This is a genomic window from Promicromonospora sukumoe 327MFSha3.1, from assembly GCF_000385135.1.
Lineage (GTDB): Bacteria > Actinomycetota > Actinomycetes > Actinomycetales > Cellulomonadaceae > Promicromonospora > Promicromonospora sukumoe_B.
Map to the genome: position 1 here is coordinate 2,005,540 of NZ_ARQM01000010.1, position 16,382 is coordinate 2,021,921.

Sequence of the window (16,382 nt, forward strand, 5' to 3'; positions counted from 1 at the left end):
TCAGGTCGCAGCGCCGTCTCAGCGCCGTCTCAGCGCCGCCCGAACACCAGGCGACGCTGCTCAGACCCCGCTCGACGCGAACGCCCGCAGCGTCGCCGCGGTCGCGATCGCCGCCTCGACGGCCTCCGCGCCCTTGTCCTCCTTGGACCCCTCCAGGCCCGCCCGGTCCAGCGCCTGCTGCTCGTCGTCGCACGTCAGCACCCCGAACCCGACCGGCACGCCGGTGCGCACGCTCACGTCCGTCAGGCCCGACGTCGCCGCCGAGCACACGTAGTCGAAGTGCGGCGTGCCCCCGCGGATCACCACGCCGAGCGCGACGACGGCGTCGGCAGCAGCCCCTCCCCCGATCCCGGCGGCACGCGCAGCGGCCACGGGCAGCTCGAACGAACCCGGCACCCGCACCTCCGTCCACGTCGCGCCGGACGCCACTAGCGCCCGGCGGGCGCCGGCCAGCAGGCCGTCCATCACCTGCTCGTGCCAGCTCGCCGCGATCAGCACCACCCGTAGGCCCGTGCCGTCGACGATCACGTTGGGTGCTCCAGCCCCGCTCATGCGCATGCTCCTTCGTTCTGGTCCAGCTCGTCGTGGTTGTTGTGGTTCTGGTTCTGGTTCAGGTCCGTGACGGCGACGGCACCGAGGCGGTGCCCCATCACGAGCCGCTTGGTCTCCAGGTACCGGTGGTTGTGCACGCCGTGCCCCACCACCAGCCCCCGCCGCCCGACGACGTCCGTGCCCGCCGCGCGCAGGCCCGTCACCTTGCCCGGGTTGTTGGTCAGCAGGGTGACGACGGCCACGCCGAGGTCGGCCAGGATCGCCGACGCCGCGCCGTACTCCCGCGCGTCCACCGGCAGCCCGAGCTCGACGTTGGCCTCGACGGTGTCCCGCCCGGCGTCCTGCAGCGTGTACGCCTGGATCTTGGCCGCCAGGCCGATTCCCCGGCCCTCGTGCCCCCGCAGGTACACGACGGCGCCGCCCTCGGCGGCCACGGCGCGCAGCGACGCCTCGAGCTGCGGGCCGCAGTCGCAGCGCAGGGAGCCCAGGCCGTCGCCCGTGAGGCACTCCGAGTGCACCCGCACCAGGGAGCCACCCTCGTGCCCCACGGGCGTCAGGGCCAGGTGCTCCGCGCCCGAGACGAGGTCCCGGTACGCGACCACCCGGAAGTCGCCGTGGCGCGTGGGCAGCGCGGCCTCCGCGACCCGCTCGACGCGGGGCGCGGGGAGGGCGGAGTGCGTGCTGTCAGCCGCGGTGGCGGCCGGGACCGGGTCGTGCGCCCGCCGCCACGCGACCAGCTCCGCGACGGTCAGCACCACCAGCCCGTGCTCGGCCGCCAGGTCGTGCGCCTCGGCCAGGCGCATCACGGCGCCGTCGTCGCGCACGAGCTCGGCGATCGCGCCGACCTCGCCCAGCACCGCCGGGCCCGTGGTGGCAGCTCGCTCCCCCGCCAGCCGCACCAGGTCGACCGCGGCCTCGGTGTGCCCGGGGCGTTCCAGCACCCCGCCCGGGCGCGCCCGCAGCGGCAGCACGTGCCCGGGCCGGATCAGGTCGCCCGCGACCGACGCCGGGTCACCGAGCACCCGCAGGGTCAGCGCCCGGTCGGCCGCGGAGATGCCGGTCGACACGCCCACGGCGTCCACCGAGACCGTGTAGGCCGTCCGCAGCGGGTCCTCGGTGCGCTCCACCATGAGCGGCAGCTCCAGGGCGTCCGCCCGGTGCGCCGGCATCGGCGCGCACAGGTACCCGGACGAGTGCCGCACCGTCCACGCGACCCACTGCTGCGTCGCGACACCCGCGGCCAGCACGACGTCCACCTCGTTCTCCCGGCCGGCGTCGTCCGCCACGAGCACGGGACGGCCCGCGGCGAGCTCGGCGAGGGCGCGCTCCATGAGCTGTTCCGTTCCCGGGAGCTCGGCCGCCGCCGTGACAGGCGCGACCACCCCCACGCCGGTCATCGTGCGACCCCCGCCGCCATGAGCCGTTCGACGTACTTGGCGAGCACGTCGACCTCGACGTTCACCGCGTCGCCCGGGACCAGGCCGCCCAGCGTCGTCGCGGCCAGTGTCGTCGGGATCAGCGAGACGCCGAAGCCGTCGTCCGAGACCCAGGTGACGGTGAGCGAGACCCCGGACAGCGCCACGGAGCCCTTCTCCGCGACGTACCGGGTCAGGGCGGCAGGCGCGGCGAACTCGAGGTCGTCCCAGCGCGGGCCGGGCGTGCGGCCCACGAGCGTGGCCACGCCGTCGACGTGCCCCTGCACCACGTGCCCGCCCAGCCGGCCGTTCGCCGGCAGCGCCCGCTCCAGGTTGACGCGCGCACCCGGGACCAGCCCGCCGAGCGAGGTGCGGCGCAGCGTCTCCGGCATCACCTCGGCCACGAACGCGCCGTCCGCCACCGAGGTGACGGTCAGGCAGACGCCGTCGACGGCGATCGAGTCGCCCGGGCGGGCGTCCGACGTGGCGAGCGGGCCCGCGACGGTCAGGACGGCGTCGGGCGCGACGGAGTCCGTGCCGGACGCCGCGCCGTCGCCGTCGGGGCGGACGAGCGCGACCACTGAGCCGAGCTCCTCGACGATTCCCGTGAACATCAGATCTCCTCCTCGGTGTGCCGGCCGGGCCGGCCGTGCTGGGCGGTGGGGGCAGGGGCGTTCTCGATCTCGTTCTCGGCGGCGGCGGATACGGGCTCGATCCGCCGCGCGGCGAGCAGCATGTCGTCGCCGAGCCGGGTCACGTCGTCCGTGGCGAACCGCGCGGCCTCGCCGATGGTGGTCACGCCGAGATCGCCGACGGCGGTGGCGCCCGCGCCGAGCAGCACCGGCGCCACGTACGCGTGCAGCTCGTCGACGGCGTCCGCGGCCAGCAGTGCGGTCGCCAGCGTGGGGCCGCCCTCCACGAGCAGGTGCCGCACCTCGCGGTCGCCGAGCGCGCGCAGGGCGGCGTCGAGGTCGTCCCCGGGCAGCTGGAGCAGCTCGCCCCCGGGCCCGCGCAGGCGGGCGCCGTCGGGCACCGGGCGGCGGCCGAGCACCACCCGCAGGGGCTGGTGCTCGAAGAGGCCGCCGTCGGCGCGGCGGGCGGTCAGGGACGGGTCGTCGGTGAGCGCGGTCCCGGAGCCGACGGCGATCGCGTCGACCTGCGCGCGGACCGTGTGGGCGTGCGCGCGGGCCTGGGCGCCGGTGATCCAGCGGCTCGTGCCGTCCGCAGCCGCGACCCGGCCGTCGAGGCTGGTGGCGAGCTTCAGGGTCACGTAGGGACGGCCGGTGCGCACGGCGTGCAGCCAGGTGCGCAGCAGCTCCTCGCCCTCGTCGGCGAGCAGGCCGACGGTAACCGGGATCCCGGCCGTCCGCAGCCGGTCCGCGCCGCCCGTCGCGACGGGGTTCGGGTCGGCGACCGCGACGTGCACGGCAGCCACCCCGGCGTCGATCAGGGCGTCCGCGCAGGGTCCGGTGCGGCCGTGGTGCGCGCAGGGCTCCAGGGTCACCACCGCCGTCGTGCCACGGGGGTCGACGCCGCGGGACCGTGCGTCCGCCAGGGCCGCCGCCTCGGCGTGCGGGGTGCCGGCGCCGCGGTGGTACCCCTCGGCGACCGTGCGGCCGCCCGGGTCCAGGAGCACGCAGCCGACGCGCGGGTTGGGCCCGTGGGCCGGGCCCAGCGCGGCGAGCGCGAGGGCGCGGCGCATCGCGGCGTCGAGACCAGCGGGCTCGAGACCGTACGGTGCTGTCCGATCAGCGGTTCTGCGATCCGTGGCTGCCTGGTTCATGCCGTCCTCCCCGAGCGTCGGTGCTCCGGGGTGGACGACGGGTACGCGGACCGGGGGCCACGAGGGCCCGGACCGCGCGCACGACGTCACGGCGTCGCACGCCCCAGGGGACGGCGGCGCCGCACGTGCTTCCTCCCATCCGGACTTTCACCGTCGGTCCTGGAGTTCCACCAGGTCAACCGGCCCGTCATTGCGGACGGACGCGGGTCGCGGACTATAACCGCCGGCTCGGAATTACACCGACCCCGGAGCACGTGTGTGCGTACTGCTGCTCGTCAGCATGCCACAGGTCGCCGACGGCGGAGCCATGGCTTGCGTCACATGCGGGGCGGGTCCGGTCGGACTACCCGCGCTCCCGCAGCCGACGGCGGTGGATCACCCACTCGGCCACCGCGATGTTGATCAGCCAGCCCGCGGTCAGCCCGATCGAGTTGGTCACCGGGTCGAGGCTCCCGGTGACCAGCACGAGCGGCCCGAGCAGCAGCCCCTGCGTCCCGGCGCCCATCGCCAGCGCGTACGCACGCGTCATCCAGGCGGAGTGGGTCGCGAAGTCCCGGCGCAGCGCGGCCCGCACCCCCAGCACGATCGCGAGCAGCATCGTGGTGCCCACCAGGTAGCGCATGCCGTTCACCACGGCGGTGTCCTTGACCGGCAGGTCGTAGAACGCCGTCATCCAGAGCCCCGTCAGCGCGACGCCGACCCCCGCCGGCGCGAGCACCCGGCCGGCCCACCGGTGCCAGCGGCGGCGGCGCAGGCTCGGCACGAACTGGAAGGCGCCCAGCATGCTGTACACCGTCACGCACACGATGTGCAGCACGACGGGCAGCGGCTGGCTGACGAACCGCGCGTTCTCCTCGGTGAGGACGGGGTCGGAGGCCAGCTCGGCGAGCCGCGCGGAGCCGCCCAGGGCGGGGATCACCGCCAGGAGCAGCAGGCCGGTCGGGACGAGCCAGACGTGGCGAGCGCGCCGACCTGTCTGCCGACGGGTCTGGACGGGCCCGCTCTCGGGTAGCGCTGCCGCCGTGGATCCGGGTGCCGCCTCGGGTGCTGCGTCGGGTGTGGTCATGTACCGAGGGTCCCGGCCCGGCGGGGGCCGGGTCATCGGCCCACGGACCGGTCTTCCGACCAGCCGAAAGTACGAGTCAGGGCTGCCCCGGCCGCACCCGTCCCGTGTCGTAGGCCCACAGCGCCACCTCGACCCGGTTGCGCGCCCCGACCTTGGTCATCAGGTTGGCGACGTGCGACTTCACCGTGCTGAGCGTGACGAACAGCTCGCGCGCGATCTCGTTGTTGGTCCGGCCGCGGGCCACCGCCAGGAGCACCTCCTCCTCGCGCGCCGTCAGCGGATCGAGCGGCTGCGGGACGCCGCCGTCGGAACCAGCCTTGCCCACACCGGACCCGCCGGACCCGCCGGCCCCACCCGCCCCGCTCGTAGGGGCCGAGTCCGCGAAGGCCCGCAGCAGCCGCGTCGTGACGCTCGGCGCGATGAGCGCGTCCCCGGCCGCCGCGGCCCGCACCGCCTGGGACAGGAGCGCCGCGCCGGCGTCCTTGAGCAGGAACCCGCGCGCCCCGGCGCGCAGGGCGGCATAGACGTACTCGTCCAGGTCGAAGGTCGTGATGACGACGACGGCGAGCGGGTCGGCCACCTCGCGCCCGGCCAGCAGCGCCGTGGCCTCGATCCCGTCCAGGCCGGGCATCCGGATGTCGAGCAGGCTGACGTCGGGCCGCAGCCGGCGCGCGAGCTCGACCGCCGTCCGCCCGTCCGCCGCCTGGGCGACCACCTCGATGCCGGGCTGCGCGTCCAGGATCATCGCCAGGCCGGTGCGCACGATCTCCTGGTCGTCCGCGACGAGCACGGTGATGGGCGCGACGAAGGCCCCGTCCGCGCTCACGCGGGCCTGCCGGGCCGGTGCTGCTTGGCTCTCGGCGCAGCGGCCCGCGCCGCACCCGACAGCGGCAGCACCGCCTCGACGGCCCACCCGCCCGCGTCGTCCGGCCCGGCGGCCAGCGTGCCGCCGAGCAGCGCGGCGCGCTCGCGCATCCCGGCCAGTCCATACCCGGCCAGTCCATACCCGGCCGGCTCGTACCCCTCGCGCGGCGGCCGCGCCGGGGTGGCGCCGTCGTCGGACACGTGGAGCCGCACGTCCTGGTCCCGGACGGTGACCAGGACGGTGATCCCCGTGGCCCCGCGGGCGTGCCGGCGCGCGTTGGTGACCGACTCCTGGGCGATGCGGTGCACCGCGGACCCGACCGCCGCCGAAACCCGGTCGGGGTCACCCTCGACGACCACGCGGACGGGCGGCGGCCCGGCGTCGGCGAGGTGCTCGACGTCGGCGAGCGTGGGGCCGGGAGTGCGTTCGGCGGAAGCACGACCGAAGGAAGCACGGTCGGCGGGCGCTCCGGTCGTGGCGTCGCCTGCGGCGCCGGCCGCCGGGGCCTCGTCCGAGCGCAGCGCCCGGACCAGGGTGCGCATCTCGGCCAGCGCGCGGGTGGCCTCGCCCTCGATGACCCGCAGGGCCTCCGCCGCGGCGGCGGGGTCCGTGCGAGACACCGCGAGCCCGGCCTGCGCCCGGACGGCCACCGCCGAGACGTGGTGCCCGACGACGTCGTGCAGGTCGCGCGCCAACCGCTCGCGCTCCAGCAGGACGACCTGCTCGCGCTCGCGGCGTCGGGCACCGGCGCGGTAGCGGAACGCCAGCCCGAGCGCGAAGGCGGCGGAGAGGATGAGGAGGCCGGCGGCGACGTCGGACCAGCCCAGGAAGCCGAGGGCGGTGTTGATGCCGAGCTTGGCCAGGATCAGCACGCCGCCGAGCACCATGGCGCGCCCGCTCCCCCACCGGAACAGCGCGTACGCCAGCACGAGCTGGAACACGGCCGCCGCGAGGTCGAGCTCCCGGCCCAGGACCACAGCGGGAACCCCGGACGCGACGAACGCGATCGCGACCATCAGCAGCGGGTAGGCGCGACGCCAGAGCAGGGTCGGCGCGAGCACCACGACCGTGGCGACCTGCAGCCAGCGCCCGGGGACGTCGGGACGCGCGATCCCCTCGATCACCGCGGCGCCGACGAACACGCCGACCAGCGCCCAGTCCCACCACGCCCGTGCGGGCGGGCCGGCGGGCCGCGGCTCGTCCCAGACCGAACGGATGGCGGACACGGCCCCATGCTACGAGTGCGGCCGCCCCCACGGGATCGGCCAGAAGTACGAGCTGCCCTCCCCCGCCGGGGCCGGTCGGTGAGCTGTCCGCCGACCGGTCTGGGGTGCTCGACGCGCTTGGCACACTATTTTTCCAGCCCGACACTCGGCGAGTGCGGCCCGACGGCGTTCGGAACCCTGGTCAGAACGCCGGTCGGACGCCGGTCGGGACGCCGGTCAGTGCGTGTGCTTGTCCGCCAGCTCGCGCAGCGTCGCGATCTCCGCCGGGATGTCCTCGGCCCCGTACACGGCGGAACCCGCCACGAAGACGTTCGCGCCGGCGTCGGCCGCCCGCTCGATCGTGTCGCGGGACACTCCCCCGTCGACCTGGATCCAGACGTCGAGCCCGGACTCGCTCACGGCCTGCCGCGCGCGGCGGATCTTGGGCAGCGTGCCCTCGATGAACGACTGCCCGCCGAACCCGGGCTCGACCGTCATCACGAGGATCATGTCGATCTCGGCCAGCAGGTCGAGGAACGGCTCCACGGGGGTCGCCGGACGCAGCGCCACACCCGCCCGCGCGCCGAGCCGGTGCAGCTCCCTGGCCAACCGGACAGGCGCCTGCGCGGCCTCCGCGTGGAAGGTGACCGACGCCGCCCCGGCCTCCGCGAACGCCGGCGCCCAGCGGTCCGGGTTCTCGATCATGAGGTGGGCGTCGAGCGGGATCGGCGACACCTTCGCGAGCCGCTCGAAGATCGGCAGCCCCAGCGTCAGGTTCGGCACGAAGTGGTTGTCCATGACGTCGACGTGCGCGTAGTCGGCGGAGGCGATCCTGCCGAGGTCCCGCTCGAGGTTCGCGAAGTCGGCGGACAGGATGCTGGGGGCGATGAGTGCTGCCATGATGCCAGCCTAGAGGCCGACGGACAGGGAGCGACGATGATCCCCGATGTGAACTACTGGGCCGTGATCGTGGCCACGCTCTCCACGCTCGTCGTGGGTTCGGTCTGGTACACGCCGCGCGTGTTCGGCACCCGCTGGATGCGCCTGGCGAACGTGGACCGGGAGGCCGCCGAGGCCAGGGGCGTGTGGCCCATCGTCGTCACGGTGATCGTCAGCTTCCTGACCGCGTGGGTGCTGGCCGGCGCCGTCTTCATCGCGTGGCGCTTCTACGAGGGCAGCTTCCTCAGCGCGGCGGTCGTGACCGGCGTGCTGCTCTGGATCGGCTTCACGGCCGCCCGGATGATCACGCACGACGCCTTCGAGGGCCGCCCGCCGTCGCTGACCACGCTGAACCTGGCCCACGAGCTGGTGACGATCCTGGTCATGTCCGTGATCATCGGGGTGTGGCCGCCGGCGGGCGTGTAGGAGTTCACCCGCTGCGGGACGCCGGATCGCGGCCCGGACGCGGGGTCCCGCCGCTAGTCTCCGGGCGTGACCGAGCAAGCGGACCAGGCCGACGACGCGGTCGCGACCCGGAACGGCGTCGACCGTGATCAACCGTCGGCTTCGCCCTGGGCCGCGCAGTCCGCAAGGACTAGGGCCGCGCTCCGGGCGAGGTCCAGCCGTGGGCTCCTGGCAATGGTCCTCGGCCTTTTCGCCTTCGCGACGTTTCCCGCCTATCTGACCTACGGCTACCTCCAGGAGCGGGTCGTCCTGGACAGTCGTGGGGTGCACGCCGAGGCCTCGGTGCTCCACCACCAAACCAGTCCCAGGGGTTCGGGCACGATCACGGTCCGGCCCATCGAGCCGCCGCAGTTCGAGACGACCCTGGACCGGTGGCCGGCCGGCACCGGTGTGGGCGACACCATCGAGGTGGTCTACGACCCTCGTGACCCGGGAGTTGCCGCGGCCGTCGACGCGCCGCCGGTCGACCTCGGCATCGTCATCGGCGTGCTCCTCGATCTGTTCGCGCTCGCGCTGCTGCTGCTCGCACTCCTCCCCCTCGGCGAACTTCTTCGACGTGCCTGGACCCGGCTGCGCGACGGGCGTCCCGACAACGAGCATCTTCTCCGGCAGCGGCCCCCGCTCGCCGTTCACGTGTCTCGCCGCCGCCCGCCTCGCCGCCAACCGCACCTTCTGGCGAGTCTCGAGACGGCGCAGATCGTGCTCTTCGTCATCGTCGCGCCGGTGGCGACGGCGGTCGCGGTGGGCATGTTCGCCGCAGGGGCCGTCGACGACGCGCGGGCTCTCCAGGACACCGGGGCTCGCGCGCGGGCCACCGTCGTGCGGAGCGACTGGGGAAGCGACGGCTGGCTCGACGTGCGCTTCTCGCTGCCGGACGGGACCGAGGCGACGTCCTACATCAGCCCCCGGGACCACGTGTACTTCGAGGGCAACGTGGTCGAGCTGGTCTACGAGCCAGGCAGGCCGGGCAACGCCGAGGCCGTGGGCGACAGCAGCTGGCAGGCGGATACGCAGGCCTTCGTCGGCCTGTCCATCGCGCTCGCCGTGGCAGCGGCGGTATCCGTCCTCACCGGGGTCGTCGCCCTCGCACAACGGGCCCGGAGACCAACGCCGACGGACTAGGACGCCGGTCCACCGGCCGGCTGAGGACGCGGCCGGCGGACCGACGACGGTTGGACGACCGGCTCAGACGACCTTGCGCAGCAGCGTCAGGTGCATCGCGTCCGTCCCGTGCACGTGCGGCCAGAGCTGCACGTCGTCACGCTCCCCCAGCGGGATCTCCTCGCGCGCCGCAGGACGCACCACCGCGCGCACCGCGGCCGGCGCGTCGAGCCGCTCGACGTCGTCGCGCTTCTTCAGCACGTCGGCGACCACGAGCTGCGTCTCGGCCAGGTGCGGCGAGCACGTCACGTAGGCCACCACGCCCCCGGGCCGGACGGCGTCCAGCGCGGAGGCCAGCAGCTCGCGCTGCAGGCCGGTCAGGGCCGCCAGGTCGGACGGCGTCCGGCGCCACCGGCTCTCGGGCCGACGGCGGAGCGCACCCAGGCCCGTGCACGGCGCGTCGACCAGCACGCGGTCGTACGCCCCGGGCTCCTCGGTGCCGACCTCGCGGCCGTCGCCGATCCGCACCTCCTCGACGACGCCGTCGGGCAGCGCGGCCAGCGCCTTGGCGACCAGCCGGGCGCGATGGGGGGCCACCTCGTTGGCGACCAGCGTCGCGCCCCGCTGCGCGGCCAGCGCGGCGAGCAGGGCGGCCTTGCCGCCCGGGCCGGCGCACAGGTCCAGCCACCGGCTGTCGGCGCCGTCCACGGGCACGCCGGCCAGCGCGAGGGTGACCAGCTGCGACCCCTCGTCCTGGACGCCCGCGAGACCGTCCCGGATCGCGGGGATGCCGGACGGGTCCGAACCCTCCAGCCGGAGCGCGGTGGGCGCCCAGCGGCCCGCCACCAGGTCGGCGTCGCCCCAGGCGTCCTCGTCGGAGACGTCGGTCAGGCCGGGCCGCGCCACCAGCGTGACCCGCGGCGCGGCGTTGTCGGCGGCGAGCAGGTCGCCGATCTCGTCGGTCGGTCGCCCGTTGCCCGCCAGCGCCTCGCGCAGGGCGCGGGCGATCCACACCGGGTGCGACTGCGTGGTCGCGAGGCCGGTCAGGGCGTCGGGCGCCTCCTTCTCGAGCACGGACAGCCACTCGTCCAGGGGCCGCTCGGAGACCCGGCGCAGCACCGCGTTCACCATCTGCGCGGGCCCGGCGCCGACCCGGTTGCGCGCGAGGCCGACCGTCTCCGAGACCGCGGCGTGCACGGGCACGCGCATGCCGAGGAGCTGGTGCGCGCCCAGGCGCAGGACGTCGAGCAGCGCCCCGTCCAGGCCCGACAGCGGCCGGTCCACGCACGTGGCCAGGACCGCGTCGTACCGGCCGCGCAGCCGCAGCGTGCCGTACGTCAGCTCGGTCGCGAAACCGGCGTCGCGGCCGCGGATGCGCCGCTCACGCAGCAGCGGGGGCAGCACGAGGTTGGCGTACGCGTCGGACTCGTCGACCTCGCGGAGCACGTCGAACGCGGCAATCCGGGCCTGGTCCGTCCGCTTGCGGCGCTCGGACGGCGCCTGCGACGTCGTGGACCGGTCGCCGCGGGAGCGGGCCGCCGAACGCTGGCGCCCCGCGGCGCTACGCCGTTCGTCGCCGTAGCCGCGGCCGCCCTGTCCCCCGCGGCCGCCCTGTCCCCCGCGGCCTTCCTGACCCCCACGACCACCCCGGTCGCCGTCGTAGCCGCTCATGCGGAGGCCCCCGTCGTGGTCGTGGCGGACGTCGAGCCCGCCGTCGTCGCGGGAGCCGCTGCCCCGCCCAGCACGAGCCCCGCCTCGACGAGCGCGCGGCCTCCGCCGCGGGCCCAGTCGGGCGCGGGCATCGCCTTCTTGCCGACGGGCCGCACCTCCCCGAGCGCGACGGCGTGCGTGGCCGTGCCGACCAGCACCTCGTGCTTGAGGGCGCGCACCTCACCGGCGGTCAGGTCGGTCACCTCGGGGCGCGGCGAGACGGGCCCGAGGCCCAGGCGGGAGCCGTCCGGCAGCAGCGTCCACGCGCCCGGCGCGGGCGTGCAGCCGCGCACCAGACGGTCGACCGCGAGCGCCGGGTCGGTCCAGAGCACGCGGGCGTCGTCGGTGGTGAGCTTCGGGGCCACGGAGACGCCGTCGGCGGGCTGGGGCTGCGGCTGGAGGGTGCCGTCCTCGAGGGCGTCGAGGGTGGACACGAGAAGCTGGGCGCCGGAGACGGCGAGGCGGCCGAGCAGGTCGCCGGAGGTGTCGGTGGGCCGGATGGTCTCGGTGGTGGTGCCGAGCACGGGGCCGGTGTCCATGCCCTCGTCGAGCAGGAACGTGGTGGCGCCGGTGACCTCGTCGCCGGCGATGACGGCGCGCTGCACGGGGGCGGCGCCGCGCCAGGCGGGCAGCACGGAGAAGTGGAGGTTGACCCAGCCGAGGCGGGGCACGGCCAGGACGGCGGGGCGCAGGATGTGGCCGTAGGCGACCACGGGGGCGGCGTCGATCTCCAGCTCCTGGAGCATGGCCACGAACTCGTCGCCGCGGGGGACGTCGGTGATGACGCGCAGCCCGGCCTCCTCGGCCCGTGCCCGCACGGGGCTGGGCGTGAGCTTGCGGCCGCGGCCCGACGGCGCGTCGGCGCGGGTCAGGACGGCGACCACCTCGTGGCGCGAGCCGAGCAGGGCCTCCAGGGAGGCGACGGCGGGTTCAGGGGTTCCGGCGAAGAGAAGACGCACCAGGTCAGTCTAGGTGTGCAGCCTCGCTCACCGCGGCCCGGCGCCGGGCGACGAGCACCACACCCGCGGCCGCGGCGAGGGCCGCGAGCGCCACGACGGCGGCGGTCCCGGCCGTCAGGGCGTCGGGTCCCGTCAGGGGCTGCCCGCGCAGTGCCTGCCAGGTCAGCAGCAGGACGACGGCGAGGCCGGTGGCGCCGGCGACCTGGACGAGGCGGGTGCGGTCGCGGACGGTGAGCCAGGCGGCGGGCAGGGCGGCGAGCAGCCAGGCGACCAGGGGCAGGGCCTGCATGGCGTGGATGCCGACGAAGTGGGCGACGCGCAGGTCGCCGCCCACGGTGGACCAGCCGAGCACGGGCAGGCCGGGCCCGCCGTCGGCCCGGCTCACGGAGTGCGCGCCGACCAGCACGCGGTCCCCGCCGGCGCGGACGGCGTCGAGCTGGGCGGGGGTGGGGTCGGTCATGAGGAAGGCGACGGCCATCCCGGTGACGGCGACCACCAGGCCGGCGCGCAGGCCCCAGGCGAGGACGGGGTCGTCCAGCCGCTGGGCGAGCAGCACGACGGCGAGCACGACGTTGGTGGCCCAGAGCGTGGCGACGGCGCCCGCCATGGCGAAGTAGATCGTCTGGTCCAGCGCGGTGCTCACGTTGAAGTGGCTGCGCAGGCCGCGCGCCGCCTGGACCATGATGAGCGCCTGTTCGACCAGCAGCGCGGCGGCGACGATCCAGGAGACGGCGGCGACGAGGCGTCGTCGGCCGCGGACGTAGGTGAGGAACCAGACCAGCGTGAGGCTGTAGAGCGAGATCGAGACGGCGAACTTCGCGGGCTTGAGCCAGGTGGGCTCGCCGAGCACCTGGCGCGGGTCGGCCACGAGGCCGGCCAGGCACGCCAGGAGCACCACGACGGTCACCAGCCCGGTCACGGCGAGCGGCGGGTTGGTGCGGACGGTCCGCACGAGCAGCGAGGTCATCCCCGGAGCGTGACACCGCGTGGGACGGTGCCGGGAGGTGATTCGCCGGTCGCCGAAGCTCTGCTGGTGCTACCCCGCGACCGGGAGCCCCAGGGCGCGCAGGTCCCGGCGCAGGGACCCGGTGTCCGTGAACACGACACCGTGGAACCCGACGCCGCGGGCGGCGTCGACGTTCACCGTCTTGTCGTCCACGAAGACGGCGCGGGACGGGTCGACGCCGAACCGCTCGACCACGAGCTCGAAGATGCGCCGGTCGGGCTTGGCCATGCCCTCGCGCCCGGAGACGATGACGTCCTCCATGAGGCCGATCGCCGGCGCGGCGGGCTCGGCGCTGTGGAAGGTCTCGGCCTGCCAGTTCGTCAGCCCGTACAGACGCAGGCCGAGGCCCTTGAGCTCGGCCACGAGCTCGGCCGAGCCCTCGATGGGCCCGGTCAGCGACAGCTCGTAGTGGTCCACGTACCGGCGCAGGTCCTCGACGTGGTCGGGGTGGGTGCGCCCCACGCGCTCCAGCAGCACCGAGTACGGCGTGCCGGCGTCGGCGGCGTGGTTGATGGAGCCGAAGTCCACCGCCTCGAAGAACGCCTCCACCTCGGCCCGGGGCCGACCCGCGTAGGGCCCGAAGGGGTCCCAGCCGATCAGGACGTTGCCGAAGTCGTACACGACGGTGTCGATCACGGGGGCGTCGGTCACGGCGTTGGCAGTACTCGTGGGGTCGGCTGCGGTCACAGCATCTCCTTCGGGTCGAGCTGAACACGGACTGTCCCGCCCTCGCGGCGCGCGGAGCGGACAGCGAGGCTGGCCTTGAGCCTACGGGCGAGCTCGTCGCCCTGGGCAAGCGGTACCCGCAGCACGGTGCGCACGGGCAGGTCGAGGGCCTGGAACCCGGCCGCACTCCCACCCGCGCTCCCGCCCCCGCCCCCACCCGCGCCCCTGCCCTGCTCCCGGCGGCCCGACGGCGCCGCGCCACCCCGGCCGCCCGGACCCCGTCCCCCGGCACCCCGCCCGGGGGCGTCCGGATCGAGCTCGACCGGCCCCAGCACGCCCGACCCCGCGCCCAGGTCCTCCCGCAGGCCCACGCGCCCGACGACGGCGTCCACCGCGAGCCGGTCGCCGGTCACGGCGGCGACCCGGACCGCGGGCGGCAGGTGCAGCTCGGCGCGCTCGTCGAGCTCCCGTTCCGCGAAGCCCGCCGGGTCGAAGCGCACCAGCGCCTGGGTGGGCCCGGGGGCGCCGTCGCCCACGAGCAGCACCTGCCCCTGGGGCCCGGGCCGGACCAGCGACGCCGCGGCGAGCCAGCGGTGCAGCGCCTCCGTGCCGGCCGCGAGCCCGGTGCCGCCGGTCATCACGGCGGCGTCGAGCAGCAGGGCGATGGCGTAGCCGTGCGCGGCGACCGGCTCCGCCCCGGGGGTCGCGACGATCAGGGCGGGCGTGTCCGGGACGGCGTCGATCACCCCGCCCGGGGCGGACGCCGCCGACAGCCGCACCGGCACCCCGGTGAACGCCCGGCCGAGCTCCTCCGCGGTACGCGCCGAGCCGACCCGCACCGAGCGCAAGCCCGTCCACCCGCACTCGTCGCAGCGCCAGCCGCCGGCCAGACGGCCGCACCAGGTGCACTGCGGGGCGCCGTCGGCGTGCGGGAGCCCCAGGGGGCCGTGGCAGTGCGCGCAGCGGGCCGCGACGCGGCAGCGGGAGCACGCGACCACGGGCAGGTAGCCCGAGCGGGGCACCTGCACCAGCACGGGGCCGCGCTCCAGGGCCTCGCGGGCCGCCCGCCACGCCACGGACGGGAGCCGGGCCGCGGCGGCGGCGCCGTCGCGTGCCAGCTCCACGGACGTCAGCGCCCGCACCCGGGGCGCGCGGGCCCGCACCACGTCGCGGGGCGCGGCCAGCTCGCGCGCCCAGCCGGACGCGAGCAACGCCTGCGCCTGCACGGTGCGCCCCGGCGAGCCCAGCAGGAACGCCGCGTCCTCCCGCTCGGCACGGAGCGCCAGGACGTCGCGCGCATGCGGGTACGGCGCGTGCGGTTCGGCCAGCGTCTCCTCGCCGTCGCCCCACAGCACCACCAGCCCGAGGTCGGCCACGGGCGCGAACATCGCCGCCCGCGTCCCGACCACCACCCGGGCCCCACCACGCAGCGCCCGCAGGAACGCCCGGTACCGCGGCGCGGGCCCGTCGTCCGCGAGCAGCCGCACGACGTCGTCGGACCCGCTCTCGGCGCCCCCTGCGCCTTCCGGGGCCGTGTTCCCTCGGGCTCTGTTCCCCGGAGCGGCGTTCTCCAGGGCAGCGACGACCCGCTCCGCGTCCCGGGCGTCCGGCACGACGACGAGCGCCCCGCGCCCGCCCGCCGTGCACGCCCGCACGGCCTGCGCGACGGCGGCCGCCCAGTGCGGGGTGATCGCGGATGCTTCCGTAGCCCCGCCCGCGGACCCGCCCGCCCGGTCGACCCCCACACCCGGCAGCGCCGACCACACGGCTCGCGGAGCCTCACCGGCCGCGATCCGCCGCAGGTACGCCTCTCCCCCGCGATACGGGGCCCAGGCGGAGGCGTCCGGCACGGGCACGGGGCTGTCCCCGGCCGCAGCCGGCTCGGCCTCAGCGGACTCGGTCTCAGCAGACCCGGCCCCCGCAGACCCGGCCTCCGCCGCCTCCGCCGCCTCCGCGCCCGCCCCGCCCTCCTTGGCTGCTTCCTTTTCAGGCTCCTTCTCGGGCTCCTTCTCGGGCTCCTTCTCAGTCTCTTTTTCCACGCGCGCGTGCCGCGGCGGCAGCGCCAGCCGCAGCACGTCGGCCAGTGTCCCCGCGTACCGGTCCGCCACGGCGCGGCACAGCGCGAGCACCTGCGGCGTCAGCACCTGCTCGCCGGACACCACCTTCCGCAGCGGCACGAGCCGGCCGTCGTGGTCCGAGGTCTCCTGGCGCGCGACGACGTAGCCCGCTACGTCCTGCCGCCCGAACCGCGCCTTGATCCGGACGCCTGGCTGTGCGTCGGCGTCCATGGAGACCGGGACCAGGTAGTCGTACGGGTGGTCCAGGTGCCCGGGCTGCAGGTCCAGCACGACGCGGGCGACGGGCAGGTGCTCGGCGATGGGGATGCCGTTGGTCTCGGCGTTGTCGAGCGGTCCCCGCGAGCTCTTCCTGCCCCGGCTGTCTCCCTTGCCGGCAGCGGGAGCACCGCCCACCTCGTCCAGCCCGAGCAGCGCCCCGTCCTCCGTGACACCGCCCTCCGCGACGCCGTCCTGCACGGCCTGGTCCACGTCCCCGTTCACGCCCCTATCCCACCACGCGCCACCCACATCCCGGGCGACGCCGCCGCCGTCCGGCTGCCCTCGCCGTGGGCACCACGCACAGAGGTCGGCAC

The 16,382-nt window shown here is 75.8% G+C and carries 15 protein-coding genes and 1 riboswitch; of the genes, 2 read left to right on the forward strand and 13 right to left on the reverse strand.

Annotated elements, in window-relative coordinates; genetic code table 11:
- Positions 1 to 60 precede the first annotated feature (60 nt).
- From ribH to rpe, 8 genes are all read right to left on the reverse strand, one after another.
- Positions 61 to 552 (reverse strand): 6,7-dimethyl-8-ribityllumazine synthase, encoded by a 492-nt coding sequence (ribH, locus tag H291_RS0112735; protein WP_026365696.1) that lies wholly within the window; start codon positions 550 to 552, stop codon positions 61 to 63.
- Positions 549 to 1,949: a GTP cyclohydrolase II gene (gene ribA, locus H291_RS0112740; protein ID WP_020015385.1), complete on the reverse strand. Its 1,401-nt coding sequence runs from the start codon at positions 1,947 to 1,949 to the stop codon at positions 549 to 551. The genes ribH and ribA overlap by 4 nt, the downstream gene beginning before the upstream one ends.
- Positions 1,946 to 2,581 carry a riboflavin synthase gene (locus tag H291_RS0112745; RefSeq protein ID WP_020015386.1) on the reverse strand — a complete coding sequence of 212 codons (636 nt, stop codon included), beginning with the start codon at positions 2,579 to 2,581 and terminating at the stop codon, positions 1,946 to 1,948. The genes ribA and H291_RS0112745 overlap by 4 nt, the downstream gene beginning before the upstream one ends.
- Complete coding sequence (gene ribD / locus H291_RS0112750) at positions 2,581 to 3,669, reverse strand: bifunctional diaminohydroxyphosphoribosylaminopyrimidine deaminase/5-amino-6-(5-phosphoribosylamino)uracil reductase RibD (protein ID WP_020015387.1); 1,089 nt, start codon at positions 3,667 to 3,669, stop codon at positions 2,581 to 2,583. The genes H291_RS0112745 and ribD overlap by 1 nt, the downstream gene beginning before the upstream one ends.
- A 202-nt stretch (positions 3,670 to 3,871) precedes the next feature.
- Positions 3,872 to 4,008: riboswitch (FMN riboswitch) on the reverse strand.
- A gap of 85 nt (positions 4,009 to 4,093) precedes the next feature.
- On the reverse strand, positions 4,094 to 4,816 hold the full coding sequence (locus tag H291_RS0112755; protein WP_020015388.1) for a DUF2306 domain-containing protein: 723 nt from the start codon (positions 4,814 to 4,816) through the stop codon (positions 4,094 to 4,096).
- Positions 4,817 to 4,892: 76 nt separating this feature from the next.
- Positions 4,893 to 5,642, reverse strand: coding sequence for a response regulator transcription factor (locus tag H291_RS0112760; RefSeq protein WP_020015389.1), 750 nt, complete (start codon positions 5,640 to 5,642; stop codon positions 4,893 to 4,895).
- A complete protein-coding gene (locus tag H291_RS29905) occupies positions 5,639 to 6,907 on the reverse strand; it encodes a sensor histidine kinase (RefSeq protein ID WP_020015390.1) in 1,269 nt (422 codons plus the stop codon). The genes H291_RS0112760 and H291_RS29905 overlap by 4 nt, the downstream gene beginning before the upstream one ends.
- Before the next feature lie 216 nt (positions 6,908 to 7,123).
- Positions 7,124 to 7,786 carry a ribulose-phosphate 3-epimerase gene (rpe, locus tag H291_RS0112770; RefSeq protein WP_020015391.1) on the reverse strand — a complete coding sequence of 221 codons (663 nt, stop codon included), beginning with the start codon at positions 7,784 to 7,786 and terminating at the stop codon, positions 7,124 to 7,126.
- A gap of 36 nt (positions 7,787 to 7,822) precedes the next feature.
- Here rpe and H291_RS0112775 point away from each other — a divergent pair, with 36 nt between their 5' ends.
- Together H291_RS0112775 and H291_RS0112780 are read left to right on the forward strand one after the other, a co-directional pair.
- On the forward strand, positions 7,823 to 8,251 hold the full coding sequence (locus tag H291_RS0112775; protein WP_026365698.1) for a DUF1761 domain-containing protein: 429 nt from the start codon (positions 7,823 to 7,825) through the stop codon (positions 8,249 to 8,251).
- 213 nt (positions 8,252 to 8,464) lie between these two features.
- Positions 8,465 to 9,412: a DUF3592 domain-containing protein gene (locus tag H291_RS0112780; RefSeq protein ID WP_157236842.1), complete on the forward strand. Its 948-nt coding sequence runs from the start codon at positions 8,465 to 8,467 to the stop codon at positions 9,410 to 9,412.
- Between the two features lie 63 nt (positions 9,413 to 9,475).
- On the opposite strand, the gene H291_RS0112785 is transcribed toward H291_RS0112780, so the two are convergent.
- The 5 genes from H291_RS0112785 to H291_RS0112805 all read right to left on the reverse strand — a co-directional run bounded on the left by H291_RS0112785 (position 9,476) and on the right by H291_RS0112805 (position 16,290).
- Entirely contained in the window at positions 9,476 to 11,062 is a 1,587-nt protein-coding gene (locus tag H291_RS0112785; RefSeq protein ID WP_020015394.1) for an RsmB/NOP family class I SAM-dependent RNA methyltransferase, read from the reverse strand.
- Positions 11,059 to 12,060 carry a methionyl-tRNA formyltransferase gene (fmt, locus tag H291_RS0112790; RefSeq protein ID WP_020015395.1) on the reverse strand — a complete coding sequence of 334 codons (1,002 nt, stop codon included), beginning with the start codon at positions 12,058 to 12,060 and terminating at the stop codon, positions 11,059 to 11,061. Before fmt ends, H291_RS0112785 begins: the two co-directional genes overlap by 4 nt.
- 4 nt (positions 12,061 to 12,064) lie before the next feature.
- Positions 12,065 to 13,027, reverse strand: coding sequence for a hypothetical protein (locus H291_RS0112795; RefSeq protein WP_020015396.1), 963 nt, complete (start codon positions 13,025 to 13,027; stop codon positions 12,065 to 12,067).
- A 69-nt stretch (positions 13,028 to 13,096) separates the two neighbouring features.
- On the reverse strand, positions 13,097 to 13,753 hold the full coding sequence (locus H291_RS0112800; RefSeq protein ID WP_020015397.1) for an HAD family hydrolase: 657 nt from the start codon (positions 13,751 to 13,753) through the stop codon (positions 13,097 to 13,099).
- Positions 13,750 to 16,290 (reverse strand): primosomal protein N', encoded by a 2,541-nt coding sequence (locus H291_RS0112805; protein ID WP_020015398.1) that lies wholly within the window; start codon positions 16,288 to 16,290, stop codon positions 13,750 to 13,752. Before H291_RS0112805 ends, H291_RS0112800 begins: the two co-directional genes overlap by 4 nt.
- Positions 16,291 to 16,382: the final 92 nt, after the last annotated feature.